Origin of the sequence: Frigidibacter albus, assembly GCF_009908165.1 — a bacterium.
Taxonomy (GTDB): Bacteria; Pseudomonadota; Alphaproteobacteria; order Rhodobacterales; family Rhodobacteraceae; genus Frigidibacter; species Frigidibacter albus.
In genome coordinates this window covers 103558-123358 of record NZ_JAAAUC010000008.1, presented here as the reverse complement: position 1 = coordinate 123358, position 19801 = coordinate 103558, and the positions used below count along the sequence as shown (strand labels likewise).

The following is a 19801-nucleotide window of genomic DNA, read 5'->3' as shown; positions in this document are numbered from 1 at the left end:
TGACGGAATGCAGGATGTGACACTTCCCCCGCCGGTCTTCGTGCTGGCCGCGCCGGGGGTGCCGGGACAGACGTTGGCGGCGGCCTTGGGACGCAATCCGGGTGCCTATGACCTGCCCGAATGCAATCTGGAACTGTCGGCCAGCGTCGACAGCCTGTTGCGCGAGATGACGGGGATGCGGCAGGGCCAGATGCACGGGCTGCTGCGGTCTCTGTCGCATCTGCTGGCGGGCGAGCAGAGCATGGCCGGGGTCGAGATGGCGCGGCGCTGGCTGACGCGGCACATGCACCTGCCGACGGCGGCGGTGGCGCAGCGGCTGGTGGCGATGATCGCGCCGCGGCGGGTGGTGATGCCCGTCACTTCGGCGCTGTTCGATCCGGGCGCGGCGGAGCGGCTTCTGGCGGCGTTTCCGCGGGCCGACTTCGTGCATCTGCAGATGCACCCCGTCGCGCAGGGCGGCGCGGTGATGGGCCGGTTCGGCGGCGCCGCGGCCCTGCTGCTGGGGGCGGTCGATGACAGCGTCTCGCCGCCGATGACCGATGCGCAGGAGCTTTGGGGTATGGCCGAGGACGGGGTGGCGATGGTCCGCGCCGCGGTGCCGTCCTCGCGCTTTCATGCGCTGCGCGTCGAGGATCTCGCGGCCGATCCGGCGCGGGCGCTTGTGGTCCTCGCCGATGCGCTGCATCTGGCGACCGATCCGGCGGCAGTGTCGCGGATGCTGCGGCCCGAGGACTCGGCCTTTGCCGGGCCGGGGCCGTTCGGCGCACATCTGGCGGGCGATGTGCTGGACCTTGCCGCGCTGCGGGCCGCGATACCGGCCGAGGCTGCGCTGTCGCTGACCGGGGCGCTGCCCTGGCGCCCGGACGGGGTGGGTCTGCGCCCGGCGCTGCGCGACCAGGCCAAGGCCATGGGATATCGCTAAGGCGGGCGTCTCTTGCGGCGCGGGGCTTCAGCCCTGCGCCGAAACCACCCGGTCCAGCATGTCCCGCTCTTCGATCAGCAGCGCCAGCACCGATTCAAGCACCTCGATCCGGTAGTCCAGATCGCGCCTGCGTTCGGCAAGCTCGGCCGGGCTGTCCGACACGGTGACCTGCTGCTCGCGCATGTCGATGAACATCGGGCTGGTCAGGAATTCCTGCACATGGCGCAGGCGGTCCTGCCGCAGCGTCTGGTCGCGCATCGCGTCCGCCACGATCTTGGCCGAGGCCGCGTCGCGCGACGGGGTCTCTGGTGTCTGCTGCGCTGCGCCCCGGTCCTCTTGCGCGCCGGGTGCTGCGTCTGTGCCCGGCTTTGCGGCGAGGGATCGGTTCATGGCGCTCTCCGTGATCGTGGTGCCCTTGGTCTAGAGTGCGGCGACAACCCTGACAAGAGTTGCTGGCGCGGCGGGTGCTGCGGCAGCGCCACCCGCCCTGGCTTTTCGCTTTACGCTGCACGGCGGCGTTGCAGGGCTGGGAAGAGTCTGTTAGGCCCTGATCTTATTGAATATGCGCTTTGAGGGAGCGTGCCCGTATCCGATTTCGGGGGCCGCGACCTGCACCGTCTGGATTTATGGGGGGTTGTTGTGACGAATCGGGTTTTGATGATCGGGCTGGATGGCGCGACCTTCTCGCTGCTCCGTCCGTTGTCGCAGCAAGGCGTGCTGCCCTTCCTCACCAGCCTGATCCGCGGCGGAACTGCTGCCCAGTTGATGTCCACCCGCAACCCGCTGACCCCGCCGGCCTGGACCTCGATGACCACCGGGCGCAGCCCCGAGGTGCATGGCATCTACGACTTCCTGCGCCCCGCCTATCTGGGGGATGGCAGCGTCTACCTGAAGGTCAATGACCGCCGCGACAACCATTGCGAGACGGTGTTCGCCATGGTCAACCGCCACAAGATGCGCGGCACCGCGCTGAACTTCTACGGCTACGCGCCGCCCCCGCAGATCGACGGCTATGTGGTCTCGGGCTTCGTGCCCTGGAAGCACCTGCGCCACGGCATCCACCCGCAATCGCTGTTCGACAGCCTCAAGGCCTCCACCGATTTCGATTACCGTGATCTTGGCATGGATATCGGCGAGGAAAAGAAATGCGTGCAGGGGCTGCATGCCGGCGAGCATGAGGAATGGATCGAGCTGCAGAACGTCCGCGACCGCGCCTGGACCGACGTGACCTGCCGGCTGATGACCGAAGACCGCACCGAGCTGACCGCGGTGGTGCTGGACGGGCCCGACAAGATCCAGCACCTGTTCTGGCGCTATCTTGATGCCGAGTGCCATTCGGGCGAGCCGGGGGAGTGGACCGACCGCATCACCCAGCTGGCGACCGATTTCTACCGGCAGATGGATGACAATATCCGACGCATGGTCGAAACCGCCGGGCCGGACACCAACGTGATCCTGGTGTCGGATCACGGCTTCGGCCCGACGACCGAGATCCTCTACATCAACCAGTGGCTCGCCGAAAAAGGCTATCTCACCTGGACCGGCCGCGCCGAGGATGACGCCAAGGGCCAGCTGACCGCCGAGAAGATCCGCGACCATCTGGGCATGATCGACTGGCGCAAGACCGTGGCCTTCTGCCCGACGCCCTCGTCCAACGCGATCTACATCAAGCCCGACCTTGGCAATGGCCAGGGCATCAAACCCGATGACTACCTCGCCTTCGTGCAGAACATGCAGGCCGAGCTGATGGAGCTGCGCGACGCCTCGGGCAAGCAGGTCGTGGTCGGCGCCTCGCCCAACAAGCTGCGCGGGCGCAGCTTTGTGGAGCCGTGCCCCGACATCACGCTCAGCCTGCGCGATGGCGGTTTCGTGTCGATCCTGCCCTCGGATACCGTGGTCAAGGACCGCGTTCTGGCCGACGGCACCCACCGCCCCGAAGGCATCTTCATCGGCCACGGCCCCGCCTTCAAACGCGGCGAGCAGCTGGAGCCGCTGAACCTTCTGGACATCACCCCGCTGATGCTGACGCTTCTGGGCCTGCCGGTGCCGCGCGATCTGGAAGGCCGGGTGCCGGTGGAGGCGCTGGAAACCGGGATCACCGCCACCACTGGGGCTGCGACCGCCACCGTCGCGGCGGATGAGGGCCGCGAAGAGGTGTCGGACGAGGACCGCGAGATCCTTCTGCGCCAGATGCAGAAGCTTGGCTACATGGACTGACGCTGCAGGCGCAGCCAGGGAAAGGCAGGAACCACCGCGATGCCGTCCTTGACCCGTCAGGATCTGCGCATGAATTACCAGCTGGTCGGGGCCGACCTGCGGCCCGGTCAGGCGCCGGTTGCGATGATCCACGGGCTGGGGGCGAACCTTGCCTTCTGGTATCTGGGCGCGGTGCGGCATCTGGCGGCCGACATGCCGATCCTGCTGCATGACCTGCGCGGCCATGGCGCATCGTCCATGCCGCCCTCGCACTATCAGCTTCACGACCTCGCCGATGACTTCGCCGCCCTGCTGGACCATCTGCAGATCGACCGGGCCCATGTCGTCGGCCACAGCCACGGCGCGCGGGTGGCGCTGGCCTTTGCCATCGCGCATCCGGAGCGGGTGGCCAGCCTGACCGTCGCCGACACCCAGCTGCGCGCCCTGCAACGGCCGATGCGGCTGGCCGACTGGCCGCATTGGCCGCGCTGGAAGGCGGAATTGGCGGGGCAGGGCGTGACCAGCTTCCCGCCCGAGGATGCCGAGATCGACTTTCGCCTGCTCGCGGATCTTGGCCCCCGCGGCGGCGCGGCGCTGGCCGGGGCGCGGGCAGCGATCAGCGCGGTGAATGAGGAGGGCCCCGAGGACCCGCCGGAACTGTCGCTGCTGCCCGGCGGCGGCCGTCTGGCCGCTGCGCTTGGCCGCCCCTCTGGCGCGCTGGCCGCCCGGATGCCGCGGCTGGCGGCGCTGGCGGCAGAACGGGCGGCCGAGCGCGGGGCCGATGCCCCCCGCCGCATCGACCTGCGCTCGCGCCAGATGGGCGCGCGCGGCAGCCAGAAATGGCAGACGCTGCTGGAGACCACGACCGCCGCCACCGAGTTGCAGGACGAGGCCGACGTGCCCGCGGACCGTCTGCCGGGGCTGAAGATGCCGGTGCTGCTGATCTACGGCGCGCTGTCGCATTGCGTGCCAAGCTCTGAGCGCCTCTTGGAGGTGATCCCCGATGCGCGGCGGATCATGGTGCCCAATGCCGGGCATTTCTTCCCGATCGTCAAGCCGCGCCTGTTTGCCCGGGCGCTGCGGATGTTCGTGGCCGGCGTCGAAACCGCGGGCACCCCCGCCCGCGGACGGTTCCGCGAGCGGGTGCAGGCCGCCCGCGCCGCACGGATGCACCCGCAATGACCGGCTTGCGCGTCAGCGTGGTGACAGGCGCCAGCAGCGGCATCGGCCGGGGCCTCGCGCTGGCGCTGGCGCGGCGCGGCGATCTGGTGCTGGCGGTGGGCCGCGATCCCGCGCGGCTGGAGACGCTCGCGGAGGCGCTGGCCGAGGCAGGGCCGGGGGCGCATCGCACGCTGAGCCTCGATGTCGCGAATGAGGCCGACATGGCCCGCCTGCGCGCCGAGGTGGAGGCGCTTGGCCGCGCCGACCTGATGGTGGCCTCCGCCGCCGTGGGACGCGCTGCCGGCGCCGGCCTGCCGCCCGCGACGCGCGATCTGCCGCTGGCCGATTGGCAGCGCATGGTCGATGTGAACCTGCATGGGGTGTTCCTCGCCAATGCCGCCGTGCTGCCGCTGATGCGCGCGCAGGGCGATGGCGATATCGTCAACATCGGCTCCTCGACCACGCCGCACGGGCTGCGTGGCACCCCGCTCGCCCCGGCCTACAGCGCCACCAAGTTCGCGCTGGCGGAGTATGGACGCGCGCTGGCGGAGGAGCTGGCGCCCGAAGGCGTCCGCGTCCGCACCATCTTCCCCGGCCCGGTGGAAACCCCGCTGATCGCCGGAACCCTGCTGGACGGCCCCTTTGGCGGGCGGATCAGCGAGGCAAATTTCGCTGCCGCCCTGCTGGGGCTGATCGAGCTTGGCCGCGGCATGGTGGTCGCCGACCCGCATCTGCTGCCGGTGCCGCAGCGCGGGCGGGTGCGCAGAAAAGCCTGACGGCGAAGAGCTTAACAAGGAGACGACAGTGCAAGACCTCTCGGGCCGCATCATCCTCATCACCGGCGCTGCCGGCGGCATCGGCGCCGCGACGGCCCGCGCGCTGGCCGGCGCCGGGGCCCATTCCGTGCTGGTGGACCGCGAGGGCCTTGCATTGGACACGCTGGCGGCAGAGCTTGGCGCGGCGGCGACGGCCTTCCCCTCCGACGTGACCTCCGAACCCGAGATGGCGCGGATGGCCGCGGAAACGCTGGCCGCTCATGGCCGCATCGACGGGTTGATCACCGCCGCCGGCATCCTGCGCACCGGCGGGCAGCCGCGGCCGCTGGCGGACACCTCCTACGAGGAATGGCGCACGATCATCAACGTGAACCTGACCGGCACTTTCCTGGCCAACCGCGCGGTGCTGCCGGCGATGCTGGCGCAGCGGCAGGGCGACATCATCAACATCTCCTCGACCTCCGGCCGGCAGGGGCGCGCCTTTGACGGCCCCTATTCCGCGTCGAAATTCGGGATCATCGGCCTGTCGGAATCGCTGGCCGAAGAGGTGCAGCGCGACGGGGTGCGCGTGCAGACGCTGCTGCCCGATGCCGTGGATACCGGGCTTTGGGGCCAGTCGGGCACCGTGGCGCTGAAGCCGCGGGCGATGCTGGCACCGGACCGGGTGGCGGCCTTCATCCTCTATCTGCTGGGCCTGCCGCGCGACACCTTCCTGCTGAACGCTGTCATCGCGCCGGTGCCGCAGCGCGGGCGGCGGGGATGATCCGATGACCGAGCAGAGCCCCGAGCTGATCTTTGCCGACCCGGTGCAGCCCGATCCTGGCCCCGCACCCAGACGCGGCCTGTCGCGCGCCGATTTCGACTGCCTCGGCCGCGCCGGGCTGGGGGATGGCCACAACAACTACGCCCATTCGATGGCGTGGTTCGGGGGCAAGCTCTACCTCGGCACCACCCGGTCCAACATGTGCATGCTGAAGTTTCAGTCCGCCTTCACCGAGGTCCCGCTGGAGGTCTGGCCGGTCGATTGCCCGGACACCCGCGACCAGCTCTATCAACTGGATTTCCAGGCGCAGATCTGGTGCTGGGATCCGGCGACCGGCTGGGAGATGGTGTTCCGCGCGCCGATGGTGCCCGATGCCAATGGCAACCCGGTCCCGCGCGAGATCGGCTATCGGTCGATGGAGCTGTATCAGGGGCCCCAAGATGCCGAACCCGCGCTCTACATCGCCACCTGGGCGCCGGGCCGCGCGCCGGGTGGGCTGATCCTGCGCAGCGTCGATGGCCGCAGCTTCGAGCCGGTGACGGAGTATGGCATCATCGAGCCCGCGATCTCCACAACCCGCTCGCTCACCTCGTTCCGCGGCCGCCTGCACTTCGCCCCCACCGCGCGGCGCGGCACCGATGGCGGCCAGCAGAACACCGCCGGGCTGCCCTTCGTCTTTGCCAGTGACGATCCGGCCGCGGGAACCTGGATTGCCGCCAACGAGTCCGGCTTTGGCGAGCCGGGCAACCTTGGCATCTTCAGCCTCGCGGTAGCGAATGACCGGCTTTATGCGGGGACGCTGAACCTTGAGGGGTTGCAGGTCTGGGTGACCGATGGCGACACGCCGCCGCCCTACACCTGGCGCAAGGTCATCGACAAGGGCGCCGGGCGCGGGCCGCTGAACCAGGCCGTCGCCTCGATGACAGAGTTCAAGGGCGCGCTCTATGTCGGCACCGGCATTCAGGGCGGCGGCAATGATCGGGTGAACAAGATCGGCCCCGCCGCGGCCGAGGTGCTGCGCGTCAATGCCGATGACAGCTGGGACGTGATCGTCGGCGATCTCGACGATGACGGGCGCGAACCGCTGAGCGGGCTGAAGGCGGGCTTTGGGCATTTCTTCAACGGCTACATGTGGTCGATGACCGCGCACGATGGCTGGCTTTATGTCGGCACCTATGACTGGTCGGTGACGCTGAGATGGGCGCGCTTCGATGCGGCGCCCGAACGGGTGCGCAAGCTGCTGGCGCTGCTGGGGGCCGAGAAGATCATCGCAGCCGAGGGCGGGGCCGACCTGTGGCGCAGCGCCGATGGCGAGAACTGGCTGCCGGTCTGCCGCAAGGGCTTTGGCAACGCCTATAACTGGGGGATCCGCAACCTCGTCTCCACCCCCGCAGGGCTGTTCATGGGCACCGCCAACGTGTTCGGCCCGCGCGTCGCGGTGCGGGACGGGCAGGGCGGCTGGACCTATGAGGGCAATCCCGATGGCGGGCTCGAGGTCTGGCTGGGCCGCAGCGCCGTGACCGAGGGATGACGCGATGACCCGGCCGACGCCCCGCGCACCGTCGCCGTTCCGCATGGCCGCCGCGCGACCCGCTGCGGAACCGGTCGAGGAGCGCGCGGCGCCCGGACCAGTCCCGCTGCTGCCGCAGGTGCTGCGCCCTCTGTCGGTGCCCACGCCGCAGGGGCTGCGGCTGGCGCATGTCGCGCCCGGTATCGGTGCGGCGGGCCTGCGGGTGCTGGCCTTCCACGGCGGCGGCGGCGATGCCCGTCGCTTTGCCGCCCGCGCCCGCCTGCACGAGGCGCTGCAGGGGCATGCCGGCAGCGTGGTCTATCCGCAGGCCGAGGGGCATTGGGCCGATGGCCGCCCGGGGATCGAACCCGGCTGGCAAGCCGATCTGGCGCTGGTGCAGGCACTGGCCGAAGGGGCGCCCGCGCCGCTTTGCCTTGCGGGTGCCTCCAATGGCGGCATGTTCGCGCTGCGCCTTGCCTGCGAGCTAGGGGTGCCCCCTGCCGCCGTGGTCGCCGTGTCCGTCGCCATGCCCGCCGATCTGGCGCTGCGCGCACCTGTTGGCCCGCCGGTGCCGTTGATGCTGGTGCAATGGACCGAGGATCCGCTGCTGCCCGCGGCTGGTGGCCATGTCGCCCCGCGCGGCGGTGTCGGGCTTGGCCAGCGCGGCCGGGTGCTGGGGGCCGAGGAGACGGTGGCCTTCTGGCGCGCCCGCAACTGCTGCGCCGGGCCGCCGCGCCACCGGCAGGCCCGCATCTCGGGCCAGCGCGCCGAGATCCATGCCTGGACCGGCGGCGCAGGCGGCGCGGACCTGTGGCGCGTGATCTTGCAGGGCAGCGGCCATGGCTGGCCCTCCCGCGCCCCCGGGGCCGGGCTGGCGGGCAGCCTCGAACAGATGGCGGCACGATTCTTGATCTGGTTTTCGCAAAAGGACCGGCCGGGGAGTGCCGGCCTGGAAGGAGTTTCCCAAGATGTCATTTGAACTGGTCGATACCACCTACGAGCCCTATTCGCAGGACCCGGGCTACATTGCCGCGAACGAGGCGCTGATCGACGGCATCGCGCTGGAGGGCGTGGCCCGCGTTGCCGATCTGGCCTGCGGCACCGGCCTGCTGTCGCAGCTGCTGATCCGCCGCGCGCCGGGGCTGACCGTCTGCGCCATCGACCTCGACCCGGTGCAGATCGGCATCGCCACCCGCACCTTCGAAGGTCAGGGCGTGCGCGTGGTCGACAGCCTAGACGCCCTGCGGGCGGCTGGCACCGGCGCCGTGCATCTGCGCGCCGCCAGCGCGATGGAGCTGCCCTTTGACGACGGCGAGATCGACCTGATCGTGCAGGGCAATTCGATCCACCTGATGCCCGACCGTGCGGCGTTTTTGCGTGAGGTGGCGCGGGTGCTGCGCCCCGGCGGGCGCTTCGTGTTCAACAGCGTGTTCTATGTCGGCACCTTCGTGCCGGGATCCGAGGCGGTGTTCTCGGAATGGATGAAAGAGGCGGTGCTGGTCCTCAACCGCATGAACGCCGAACGCGCCGCCCGCGGCGAGCCCGGCATCCCACGCAAGCGTGGCACCCATGGCCGCGCCTTCCAGAAGGACTGGCTGTCCGCCGAGGGCTGGAGCGCCGCGCTGGCCGAGGCCGGGATCGACACGCTCAGCGCCGGCCACCGCCCGGTGCCGATCTCGCAAAAGGGGCTGCAACTGGTCGGCGCCTATGGCGGGCTCGCCGAGGTGCTGATGAGCGGCTACCCCGTCGATATCGCCAGCGAATGCCTGCAGGAGGGCGCGGTGCGCGCGTTTGAGAACCTCGGCATCACCGAAGTGCCGCGCAACTGGCTGGAAATCACCGCCGTGCGCCGCTGACTTGGCGCCACCCAAAACCGAACAACCACGAAGGGACAGGACAATGACCGATACACTGGCACTGCAGACGACCGTGATCACCGTGCTGGAAGACACGGTGCGCGACTGGGACATGGATCTGGAAGGCGGCATCACCGCCACCACCACACTGATCGGCGATCTGGCGTTCGAATCCATCGACGTGGTGCAATTCGCCGTGGCGCTGGAACAGGCGCTTGGCAAGAAGGGCCTGCCGTTTGAAAAACTGTTCATCGAAGACGGCGCCTATGTCGACGACGTCTCGGTGACGCAGGTGGTGGAGTTCCTGAAGGCCGAACTCGTCGCGGGGTGAGGGGGAGGGGCGGGTTCCGCAGATCACCCTGTCCCGCTCTCGACCGGGGGCGCGAAACGTGGTTCAGATATCAGGAACATCAAGGACCTGACCCATGTCCCTCCTCCGTGCCACGATTGCCTATGTCCTGCTCGCAGGCTCCGCCCTGGCCACGCCGGCCGCGGGGGTGCGCTGCGTGCAGGACCAACTCAATGCATCCGGGTTCGACGCGGGGGTGGCAGACGGGCAGATCGGCAGCCGCACCCGCGTTGCACTGGCCGCGTTCTCGGCCGAGACCGGGTTTCCGACCGGAAAGGCCTTCACGAAAGGTACCGCAGTCGCCATCTGCCGACAGATCGGCCTTGCGCGGCCAGAGCTGAAGGCGTTCTGGCCATCGCGCACCGCAACGCTGGACGTTGTTGCGGAACCCGGGATTTCGCCCGCGGTGCTTGCCATCATCAAATCGCGGTCCCCCAAGATCCACGCCGAGGCCGCCTCACGCCTCGGTCTGGAACTGGCGGGCACGGACAAGGTGATTGTCGGAACTTCGGCCCAAAGCCTGCGCAGGATGATCTCCGAGCAGATCGACTATCGCATTCTCAATCTCGATCAGGACTTGCAGGAGGATTGCGCATCCTTCCGCAATGTCAGCGGCGGAGCAGCTCCGGGCATCGTCTGGGTTTGCGTCAATCCGGAGGCGCGGCTTGCATCGGGGATCGAATACGACTGGCTGGAGTTCTTCCTTGCGCATGAAATCCTCCATCTCATCCAGTATCAGGTGAGCGGCACCGTGGAACCGGGCGCGTCGACCAGTGAAGCCTTGCGGGACGAGGGGCCGGTCTGGCTTCAGGAGGGTCTCGCGCAGGTCTTCGCCAACACGGTCGCCACCGACGCGACCGAAGCCGAGTATCGCGACATCATGGAAAGCCGGTTCGAAGGGGCGGCCCTCCCGGAGCTGTCGGGGCTCGAGGACCGGCCTGCGCTCGCCCGGGATCAGACCACCGTCTACCGTGCAGGGGCGATCGGGGCATCGGACCTGGTGATCGAGCACGGATATCTGCCGTTCGGCCAGTTCTACGAAAGCCTCGGCGAGGGGTTGACCTGGGATCAGGCCTTTGGCCAGGCCTTCGGGGTGCCGCCGAGCGTCTTCTATCAAAGCTACGAGAATCGCTTCCGCGATTGAGCGTGCGCGGCCCGTGACGGACGCGCCGGCACATCAGCTGCGCTGCCGCCCGCGGGCTCGCAATGCGGCACCCTTGGCCGATTCCCTATCGTGATCCGAGCCTGTCCTTCACGGGATCCACGACCACACCTCGATCTGGAAGAACCGCACGATCCGGCGCAGGTAGGCCTCCCAGGTGCGCATCTCGGCGCCCTCGATCTTGGCATAGCCGGTCATGCCCGACCGCAGCATCCCGTCCGGGTTGGGGAAGGCGGCGTCGACACGCACGGTGCTGCCATAGCCCTCCTGCTCGGCGGCCTGGGCGATGCTTTCCACCACCCCCGGGATCTCGTCGTCGCTGGCGCCCCAGGCCTTCAGCCGCACCTCGCGTCCCGGCTCGATCAGGGCGATGTCGGATTCGGGCACGGCAATGGCGGCGCGCACCACATCGGCATTCTCGATCTCCAGCAGCGTTTCGCCCACGCGCAGGAAGCTGCCGTTGCGCAGTTCAAGATCCGGCGTCACCACCCGCCCGTCCATCGGCGCGGTGATGCGCGTGCGCTCCAACTCGTCGCGGCGGAATTGCAGCTCCAGCGTCAGGCGGTCCACATCGGCGCGGGCGATGGCGATCTCCTCGGTCGTGGCGCCGCTTTCCACCAGCACCAGCTGCGCCCGCGCCACCTCGAGCCCGGCCAGATCGGCATCATAGGCCGCCTGCGCCTTTTCGAACTGCGCCTGGCTGACGGCGCCGGTGCCGACCAGTTCACGCGCCCGTTCCGCCTCGGTGCGCGAGAAGAACAGGCTGGCCTCGGCACTTTCGACCATGCTGCGCGCCACGTCGATCTCTTCGGGCTTGGCGCCGGCTTCCAGCCGCGCAAGGCTGGCCACCGCGCCGGCCAGCATGGCCTCGGTCACCGCCACGTCGCTGGCCTGGTTCCAGCTGGACATCTGCGCCACCACCTGCCCGCGGGTGACGGTAGTACCCTCGGCCACATAGATCTCGATGATCTCGCCCTCGGTGCGCGCCGCGGCCTGGCCGCGCGCCACCGGCAGGATCTGCACAAGGCCGCCCGCCTCGTAGTTGTAGGGCAGGAAGGCGACGCTCAGCAACGCGATGCCGATCACAGACCACACCACCTTGGCGCTGCCCGACAGCGCAGGTTCCGCCTGGGTCGCGGCCTGCGCCTTGGGGCTGCGCCCGGCCATCAGCAGGCGCGCAAGCTCCGACTGGTCCGCGCCGCCGCGCATCTGGGCGGCGCGGCGCCCGATGCTGGCGCGCATCGCCACCAGCCACAGCAGGAACGAGGCGACGAGGCCGAGGAACACGATCACCCCCAGCCCGCCCAGTTCCGTCTCCAGCGTCAGCGCGCCGAGAATTGCGATCCCAAGCGCCGCGGCGACCGAGGTCAGCACCGTGCCGATCCCGAACAGCGCCAGCGGCCAGAGGTCCGACCGCGCGATCATCGGCGGCAGCGGCCGGCCGGTCGCCACATGGCGCAGTGCCGCCCAGGCCTTGGGCACCAGCTTCGGCTCGTTCAGATAGGTGGAAATCCAGCGCATCCCGTCGGCCGGCACCAGCGGCAGTGCGGTGACGAGAAACATCCCCAACCCGAACTGCCCGACGATCAGAGCCATCTGCGCCAGCCAGCTGCCGCTGTCGCGGGTGATCGCCCAGATCAGCACGCCGCCCGCGAACATCCACAGCCGCGCCAGCAGCGGCGCGCCATGCGCCCAAAGCTGGCCGCGCCGGTCGAGCGCGGGGACGCCGGACAGATCGACGAAGAACCGCGGCAGGAAGCCGAAGACCAGCATCAGCCCGAGGCCCGGGACCTTGCCGCCATGCCCGACGATGGCCACGCCTTGCGCAAGCCGGGAGGCGAGGTTGACGGTGAAGAGCCCGATCAGCACCATGGTCAGCGTCGCGTAGCTGGACAGGATCACCTTCAGATCCAGCGCCAGTGCCGGCCAGTTCTGCAGCATGGTCAGCCCGGCCATCAGCACCACCGGGATCACCAGCGGGTGCAGGATCTGGAAGGGATATCCCAGGATATACAGCAGCTTGAGAAGCTGGGTCGGATTGAACAGCGTCAGGCTGGCTGCGCCTTGGGGGCCACGCGCGGCAGCGGGGGCCGCGCCGCCCGCCATCTGCTGCTGGCGGGCGGCCAGCGCAGCCAGCAGCCGCTCCCCCCCGCCGCCCATACCGCCTGCGCCCGCCATGCCGCCGGCAAGACCACCGCCAAAGCCACCGCCAAACCCGCCGCCGCCAAAGCCGCCCGCCATGCCGCCGGCGCCCATTGCGCCGCCAAGTCCGCCCGCACGGCCGCCAAGGCGCCCGCCGCCGAGGCCGCCGCCGGCGCCGTAGAAGCCATCGCCAAGGCCGAAATCCTCATCATCGAAGGGGTCGCCACGGTCAGAACTGGGGACGGGGGCGGGGGGCGGCGCGGGACTGACCGGCACCAGCGCCGTCGAGCCGGGGGCAGCGAGCCGCGGCACCGCCGTTTCAGGTGCTGCGGGATCGGCGGTCACTGGTTCGTCCGCCTTTGGCGCCTCCGGCGACGCCTCTGCCGCGCCGCGGGCCTGCGCCGCGCGGCGCCGGGCAAAGCCGCGGGCAAGGGCGCCGGGAGCGCCAGCCGCCGGGGCGGGGGCCGGCGCCGCGATGCCGGGTGCGGGCGCGGCGTCCTGCACTGTCTCTGGCGCGGTTGTCCCCGGGTCGGCGAGGGTGGGCACCGGCGCGGCCTCTGCCACCGGTTCAGGCGAGGGCTCTGCCGCCGGGGGCGCCGTGCGGCGGCTGCGCACTTCCGAGGCGGCGGCACGGCGGGCGGCGGCCTTCTCGGCGCCCTTGGCCTTGCGCTCGGCGGGGCTGCTCATGGGAGCCTCGCCCAGAATGAAGGCATCTTGCGCCTGCTCGCCTCGGGCATCGGTGCCCGTCTCGGGCCCCGGCGTGGTCGCGGGCTTGCCGGTCCGTCCCATCATCCCGCGGCGCCGCGCGCCAGGAGCCGGGGCGGGGGGGGGTGCCTCGGCCTCGGGCACAAGCAGGCCAAGGATCTGCAGCCGCCGGAAGAACTCCACCACCTCGCGCGCGCCCATGCCCTCGGGGAAGCGCCTGGCATGGGCCGCATGGATCTCGCGCAGCGAGGCGCGCCCCGTGGCGGCGCCGGTCAGCGCATGTTCCTCTGCGCTGAAGCTGAACTGCTTGCCGCTGCCGGGGTCCACCAGCCGGATCTTCGCCGCCCCGCCGCCCTGGTTCTCATACACCACCGTCAGATCGGCGCGCAGCTTCGGCTGCACCTCTGCCTGACGGGCGGCCATCTGGTCGAAGGGGTCATTGGCTTCGGGCATCACGGGCTCCAACGGCGCGCGGGCTGCGCGAGGCTCGCACGGGCTGCCCGGTCTGTCGTATCCGACCCGTCGCGGCAATGTCCGCGGTCAATCAGGGGTTTCGGACCCGCAGGGCCGGAAATGCGTGCAACAATATATCCCTGAAATTACGTTCAAATCCGTCACCGGGCAAGATGCAAATGCCGCCGCGTCAGCGCCGCTTGCTGGCCAGCGACACCGCCAGCGAGGCAAGGATGCAGCCGGTGAACAGATAGAGGCCCCAGGCCGTTTCCACCCGCCCCATGCCGACGCCCTTGGCCAGCACGATGTAGAGCGCAATCAGGAACACATCGGCCATCGCCAGCTTGCCGAGGATCTGCAGCAGCGGCAGGAGCCGGGGGGAGAGCCGGCCGAAGTGGATCAGCGCCAGCAACACGGTCTTGGCATAGGGCGCGACCAGCGCGAGGAAGGCGACCAGCACCGCCAAGGCCGCATCCTTCTCCCAGATCGCCCCCAGCCCGGTCAGCACCGAGATTGCCGGCAGGTCGAAGAACGGCAGCAGTCCGGCGCGCAGCAGGGGCGCCGCCCAGGACAGCGGGAACAGCACCAACAGCGCGAGGTTGACGGCGACAATCGGGGTAATGCGGGGCATCGGGGCCTATTTCTGCGGGCGCAGCGGCAGCACATTGGCCTCGCGCGTGTCTTCGACATCATAGCCGAGCGCGGGCAGGATTTCCCGCAGATCCGCCTCCAGCCGCCGGAATTGTTCGGCCGCGTGACGTTCATCCGCCTCCACGTCCTGCAGCCAGGTCTTCAGCGCGTCGCAGGTCTGGCGGGCGGCGGCCATACGCTCGCGGAACGCCTCGGTCTCCTGCTGGCGCTGCTGCAGGAACGTCTTGGCGCGGGCGACCTTCTCGTCGGAATAGACCCGCGCCAGATCGCGGCTGGCATGGCTCATCTGCGCGGCAAGGTCCAGCAGCTCCGGCTCCAGATGCCCCAGATCGGGATGGCGGCGCAGATGCTCGATCCTCTCGCGCATCGCGTCGTATTCGGCCGACAGGGCGAAGGTGCCGGCACGGTCGGCGGCATGGGCGGCGTGATAGGCGCGGGCGACATCGGCAAGGTCGATGCGAAAGCTGCGATGGCTGCGCTCCAGCCGCGCCACGCGGCCATGGGCGGGCAGGTAGAACAGCAGCGCGAGGGCGAGCACGGCCAGCAGGGTCTGTACCCACATCCCCGCATCGGGCAAGGGCGCGCCATTCCAGCTGGCCTCCAGCCCGATCCAAGGCAGCACACCCGCCAGCGCCAGCAAGGCCGAGCCCACCGCTATCAGCGCCAGCGCGGCCACCAGCGCCAGCCCCAGGCGATGCGCAATCCGTTGCACCTGCGGGAACAGCCCCGCACCACCATACTCACCCATCCCGCGCCCCCCAGCGTGTTCGGCGCCAAGTGTCGCAGCGTCAGGGTGAAAAGCAAGGCGGTTGTTCTGGGTCGCGGCGAGGCGGAAACAATCCTGGGGCGGGCATCGGGACTGTTTCCAATATCGAAACGTCAGCGCACCGCTTCGATCGGCCCATGCGCGCGGCCGTGGATGAACTGTTGCACGTAAGGGTCTGATGTCGCATCCATTTCGCCCACCGGCCCCGTCCAGCGGATCTTGCCGCCATGCAGCATCGCGACCTTGTCGGCAATGGCCCGGACCGAGGACATGTCATGGGTGATGGTCATCGCCGTCGCGCCCATTTCGACCACGATCTCGCGGATAAGCTCGTTGATCACCCCCGCCATGATCGGGTCGAGCCCGGTGGTGGGTTCGTCGAAGAAGATGATCTCGGGTTCTGCCGCGATGGCGCGCGCAAGGCCGACACGCTTTTGCATGCCGCCCGACAGCTCTGCCGGGAACTGGCCCGCGACCTCGGGGCGCAGGCCGACGCGGCGCAGCTTCTCGATGGCGATTTCGCGCGCCTGCGCTTTCGGCAGCTTGCCGGGGCCGCGCAGCAGGCGGAAGGCGACGTTTTGCCAGACGCTGAGGCTGTCGAACAGCGCCCCGCCCTGAAACAGCATTCCGAAGCGCGCAAGGAAGGCGTCGCGCTTGACCTTCGTCACGTCCTGCCCATCCACCTCGATGCTGCCGGTATCCGGTTTCACCAGCCCCAGCACGCATTTCAGCAGCACTGACTTGCCGGTGCCGGACCCGCCGATGATGACCATGCTCTCGCCCTTCGGGACATGCAGGTCCACCCCGCGCAGAACCGCGTTGGCGCCAAAGCTCTTGTGCAGGTCGGTGATGCGGATCATGCGGCGAAGAACAGTTCGGTGAGGATGTAGTTGGAGGCGAGGATCAGCACCGAGGCGGAGACGACCGCCTTCTTGGTCGCCCCGCCGACACCTTGCGCGCCGCGGCCCGAGTTCATGCCGAAATAGCAGCCCATCAGCGCCACGATGAAGCCGAACACCGCGCCCTTCACCAGCCCCGATCCGACATCCCAGAATTCCAGGAAATCGGTGGTGTTGGTCAGGTAGGTGCTGCTGGAAAAGCCCAGCCGGTTGATGCCGACCAAATAGCCGCCAAAGATGCCAAGCGCATCCCCGACCGCCACCAGCAGCGGCATCGACAGCGTCGCCGCCAGCACCCGCGGCACCGTCAGGTATTTCATCGGATGGGTGGAAAGCGTGGTCAGCGCGTCGATCTGTTCCGTCACCTTCATCGTACCGATCTCGGCAGCGATGGAGCTTGCGACGCGCGCCGCCACCATCAGCGCCCCAAGTACCGGCCCCAGTTCCCGCGTGATCCCAAGCGCCACGATCTGCGGCACCACCGATTCCGCATTGAAGCGCGAGCCCCCCGCATAGATCTGCAGCGCCAGGGCGCCGCCGGTGAACAGCGCGGTCATGCCGACGACCGGCAGGCTCAGCCAGCCGATCTGCAGGCAGGCATGCAGGAACTCGCGCCAGTAGAAGGGCGGGCGGACCAGATGCTGCAGCGTCGCGCCGGCAAAGCGCGAGACGCGGCCGAGCGAGGCGAGGCCGGACAGCACGGCATGGCCCAGATGCGCCAGCGGGCGGGTCACGGCATTCATGGCTGACCCCCGTAATAGCGGCGGGCATAGCGGGCGCCGAGGCCGGTGAGGATCTCATAGCCGATGGTGCCGCCCACCGCCGCCAGATCGTCAGCGCCCTGCATCGGGCCGAGGATGTCGAGCGCCTCGGGCACTTCGGGCAGATGGCTGACATCGACGGTGATCAGGTCCATCGACACCCGGCCGACCAGCGGGCAGGGGGTATCGCCGTCCCACAGCGTCGCGCGGCCCGACAGGGTGCGCGGCAGCCCGTCGGCATAGCCCGCGGCCACCGTGGCGATGCGCGTCGGCTGATCGGCGACAAAGCCATTGGCATAGCCCACCCGCTCGCCCGCCGCCACGTCGCGCCATTGCACCACCGGCAGCGACAGCCGGACCGCCTGCTGCCCGGCCTGATAGGGCGCGCAACCATGGAGGCCAATTCCGGGGCGCGTCACCTCGAAATGGTAATCGGGGCCCAGCAAGATGCCGCCCGTCGCCGACAGGGACCGCGGCACGCCGGTATCCTCGGTCAGGCGGATGAATTCATGCAGCTGCTCGGGGTTCATCGGGTCGGACGGGTCATCCGAGCAGGCCAGATGCGACATCAGCAGCGAGGGCCCCGCGGCCAGCACGATGCCCGCCACCGCTTCCCATTCCGCCGATTCCATCCCAAGTCGGTTCATGCCGGTATCGAGTTGCACGCCGAAGGAATGCCCCGGCAGCGCCTCGAAATGCCGGGTCAGCTGCTCGACAGAGTTCAGCATCGGCGTCAGTTCCGCCTGCGCCATCATCGCCGCATCGCCGGCCATATGGCCCGAGAAGACCGAGATTTCCGGCCCCGGCCCCAGCGTCTTGCGCAGGGCCGCGCCTTCCTCGGCCTGCGCCACGAAGAACCGCCGCGCCCCCGCCCGGGCAAGGGCAAGCGCCACCGGCCCCGCGCCAAGCCCGTAGGCATCGGCCTTGACCACGGCGCCGGTGTCCACGCCCGGCCCGCTCATGCGGTCCAGCGCGCGCCAGTTGGCGATCACGGCATCAAGGTCGATCTCTAGGGTTGCGCTGGCCATGCCGGGTTTTCGGCAGCGCAGCGCGCAAGGTCAAGCACAAAGCGCGGGGGCGGCGACAGCCCGCCGCCTAGAACCGCGCGTCCGCGCCCTCCTGCCACTCCCGCACCAGGTTGCCAAAGCGGGTGAAGCGGCCCTCGAAGCTCAGTTCCACCGTGCCGATGGGGCCGTGCCGCTGCTTGCCGATGATGACTTCGGCCTTGCCATGCACGCGCTGCATGGTCTCCTGCCACTTGGCCATGGCCTCGAGGTTGTCCTCGCCCGGCTTCTCGCGTTCCTTGTAATATTCGTCGCGGTACACGAACATCACCACATCGGCATCCTGCTCGATGGAACCGGATTCGCGCAGGTCGCTCAATTGCGGGCGCTTGTCCTCGCGGCTTTCCACCTGGCGCGACAGCTGGCTGAGCGCGATCACCGGGATGTGCAGCTCTTTCGCAATCGCCTTCAGCCCCTGGGTGATCTCCGACACTTCCTGCACCCGGTTCTCCTTGCCGGACCCGGCGCGCAGCAGCTGCAGGTAGTCCACGATCAGCACGTCGAGCCCGTGGGTGCGCTTCAGCCGCCGCGCCCGGGCGGCGACCTGGCTGATCGGCAGGGCAGGGGTGTCGTCGATGAAGAGGGGGCAGGCCTCCAGCGCCTTCGCCGCCTCCACGAACCGACGGAACTCGGCTTCCGTCATGTCGCCGCGGCGGATCTGCTCGCTCGGAACCTCCGAGGCTTCGGACAGGATCCGCGCCGCCAGCTGTTCCGAGGACATCTCGAGGCTGAAGAACCCGACGACCCCGCCCTGCACCGCGCCCTCGGTGCCGTCATGCAGGCGCCCGCGCTTGTAGGCCTTGGCGATGTTGAAGGCGATGTTGGTCGCCAGCGAGGTCTTGCCCATCGAGGGGCGCCCCGCCAGGATCAGCAGGTCCGACTTGTGCAGGCCGCCCAGCTTCTTGTCGAGATCGACCAGCGCGGTCGAAACCCCGGCCAGCCCGCCCTCGCGCTGATAGGCGGCATTGGCGACGTTCACCGCCTCCGTTACCGCCTTCAGGAACGACACGAAGCCGCGCTCGGCGGTGCCTTGTTCCGACAGCTGATACAGCCGCTGTTCGGCCTCGACGATCTGGTCCTTCGGCTCGCTGCTGACCTCGACCTTGGCCGCCTTGGCCGAGATCTCGCGCCCGAGCCCGATCAACTCGCGCCGCACCGCAAGGTCATAGATCATCTGGGCATAATCGCGCGCCGCGAAGGCCGAGATCGCCGCGCCCGCCAGCCGCGCGAGGTAGGCCGGCCCGCCCAGTTCTTTCAGCCCCTCGTCATCCTCGAGAAACCCCTTCAGCGTGACCGGAGAGGCCAGTGCGTTCTTGTGGATCCGCGCCGAGGCAATCTCGAAGATCCGCTTGTGCACCGGCTCGAAGAAATGGTCCGAGCGCACGACACTGGCGATGCGGTCATAGATGTCATTGTTGGTCAGGATCGCGCCCAGCAATTGCTGCTCGGCCTCGATATTGTGCGGCAGCACATCGGTGGCGGCGGCATCGGGTTCGGTGCCGGAATCGCGGAAGGCGCGGAGTTCGTTCATGGGCTGCCTCATTTGGTAAGGCCCCTCTCTACCCGCCTGCGCCGCCGCCGGGTAGGGGAATAGGTCTGGGGATAACTGGCGCACAACCCTGTGGATGGGCCGCGGCCTCGCCGCAGCCTACCACATCTTGCGAT

The 19801-nt window shown here is 69.2% G+C and carries 18 protein-coding genes; 10 read left to right on the top strand and 8 right to left on the bottom strand.

All coding sequences use genetic code 11. The features are described 5' to 3' along the window. The first annotated feature begins 16 nt into the window (after window positions 1–16). On the top strand, window positions 17–922 hold the full coding sequence (locus GVY41_RS13505) for a sulfotransferase (protein ID WP_161347380.1): 906 nt from the start codon (window positions 17–19) through the stop codon (window positions 920–922). A gap of 27 nt (window positions 923–949) precedes the next feature. On the opposite strand, the gene GVY41_RS13500 is transcribed toward GVY41_RS13505, so the two are convergent. Then, complete coding sequence (locus GVY41_RS13500; protein WP_161347378.1) at window positions 950–1312, bottom strand: hypothetical protein; 363 nt, start codon at window positions 1310–1312, stop codon at window positions 950–952. 249 nt (window positions 1313–1561) lie between these two features. On the opposite strand from GVY41_RS13500, the gene GVY41_RS13495 reads away from it, so the two are divergent. From GVY41_RS13495 to GVY41_RS13455, 9 genes are all read left to right on the top strand, one after another. Next, entirely contained in the window at window positions 1562–3139 is a 1578-nt protein-coding gene (locus GVY41_RS13495; protein WP_202456107.1) for an alkaline phosphatase family protein, read from the top strand. 39 nt (window positions 3140–3178) lie between these two features. Then, window positions 3179–4300 (top strand): alpha/beta fold hydrolase, encoded by a 1122-nt coding sequence (locus tag GVY41_RS13490; RefSeq protein ID WP_161347376.1) that lies wholly within the window; start codon window positions 3179–3181, stop codon window positions 4298–4300. Beyond that, window positions 4297–5055 (top strand): SDR family oxidoreductase, encoded by a 759-nt coding sequence (locus tag GVY41_RS13485; protein WP_161347374.1) that lies wholly within the window; start codon window positions 4297–4299, stop codon window positions 5053–5055. The genes GVY41_RS13490 and GVY41_RS13485 overlap by 4 nt, the downstream gene beginning before the upstream one ends. Before the next feature lie 28 nt (window positions 5056–5083). Further along, window positions 5084–5818: an SDR family oxidoreductase gene (locus GVY41_RS13480; protein ID WP_161347372.1), complete on the top strand. Its 735-nt coding sequence runs from the start codon at window positions 5084–5086 to the stop codon at window positions 5816–5818. A 4-nt stretch (window positions 5819–5822) separates the two neighbouring features. Continuing rightward, on the top strand, window positions 5823–7349 hold the full coding sequence (locus tag GVY41_RS13475; RefSeq protein WP_161347370.1) for a hypothetical protein: 1527 nt from the start codon (window positions 5823–5825) through the stop codon (window positions 7347–7349). A 4-nt stretch (window positions 7350–7353) separates the two neighbouring features. Beyond that, complete coding sequence (locus tag GVY41_RS13470; RefSeq protein ID WP_161347368.1) at window positions 7354–8307, top strand: alpha/beta hydrolase family protein; 954 nt, start codon at window positions 7354–7356, stop codon at window positions 8305–8307. After that, window positions 8297–9184, top strand: a complete 888-nt coding sequence (locus GVY41_RS13465; protein WP_161347366.1) for a class I SAM-dependent methyltransferase — start codon at window positions 8297–8299, stop codon at window positions 9182–9184. The genes GVY41_RS13470 and GVY41_RS13465 overlap by 11 nt, the downstream gene beginning before the upstream one ends. Before the next feature lie 43 nt (window positions 9185–9227). Continuing rightward, on the top strand, window positions 9228–9515 hold the full coding sequence (locus tag GVY41_RS13460; protein WP_161347364.1) for an acyl carrier protein: 288 nt from the start codon (window positions 9228–9230) through the stop codon (window positions 9513–9515). Window positions 9516–9609: 94 nt separating this feature from the next. Then, window positions 9610–10677: a peptidoglycan-binding domain-containing protein gene (locus tag GVY41_RS13455; RefSeq protein WP_161347362.1), complete on the top strand. Its 1068-nt coding sequence runs from the start codon at window positions 9610–9612 to the stop codon at window positions 10675–10677. A 108-nt stretch (window positions 10678–10785) separates the two neighbouring features. Here GVY41_RS13455 and GVY41_RS13450 read toward each other — a convergent pair whose 3' ends face one another. The 7 genes from GVY41_RS13450 to GVY41_RS13420 form a co-directional block, all read right to left on the bottom strand. Continuing rightward, complete coding sequence (locus GVY41_RS13450; RefSeq protein ID WP_161347360.1) at window positions 10786–13995, bottom strand: HlyD family secretion protein; 3210 nt, start codon at window positions 13993–13995, stop codon at window positions 10786–10788. A 190-nt stretch (window positions 13996–14185) separates the two neighbouring features. Next, on the bottom strand, window positions 14186–14626 hold the full coding sequence (locus GVY41_RS13445; RefSeq protein WP_161347358.1) for a paraquat-inducible protein A: 441 nt from the start codon (window positions 14624–14626) through the stop codon (window positions 14186–14188). Window positions 14627–14632: 6 nt separating this feature from the next. Next, window positions 14633–15394: a DNA repair protein gene (locus GVY41_RS13440; protein WP_161347356.1), complete on the bottom strand. Its 762-nt coding sequence runs from the start codon at window positions 15392–15394 to the stop codon at window positions 14633–14635. Window positions 15395–15525: 131 nt separating this feature from the next. Continuing rightward, on the bottom strand, window positions 15526–16272 hold the full coding sequence (locus tag GVY41_RS13435; protein ID WP_161347354.1) for an ABC transporter ATP-binding protein: 747 nt from the start codon (window positions 16270–16272) through the stop codon (window positions 15526–15528). Further along, window positions 16269–17054: an MlaE family ABC transporter permease gene (locus GVY41_RS13430; RefSeq protein ID WP_161347352.1), complete on the bottom strand. Its 786-nt coding sequence runs from the start codon at window positions 17052–17054 to the stop codon at window positions 16269–16271. Before GVY41_RS13430 ends, GVY41_RS13435 begins: the two co-directional genes overlap by 4 nt. Further along, window positions 17051–18100, bottom strand: a complete 1050-nt coding sequence (alr, locus tag GVY41_RS13425; protein ID WP_161347350.1) for an alanine racemase — start codon at window positions 18098–18100, stop codon at window positions 17051–17053. Before alr ends, GVY41_RS13430 begins: the two co-directional genes overlap by 4 nt. 67 nt (window positions 18101–18167) lie before the next feature. Next, window positions 18168–19667, bottom strand: a complete 1500-nt coding sequence (locus GVY41_RS13420; RefSeq protein ID WP_161347348.1) for a replicative DNA helicase — start codon at window positions 19665–19667, stop codon at window positions 18168–18170. Window positions 19668–19801: the final 134 nt, after the last annotated feature.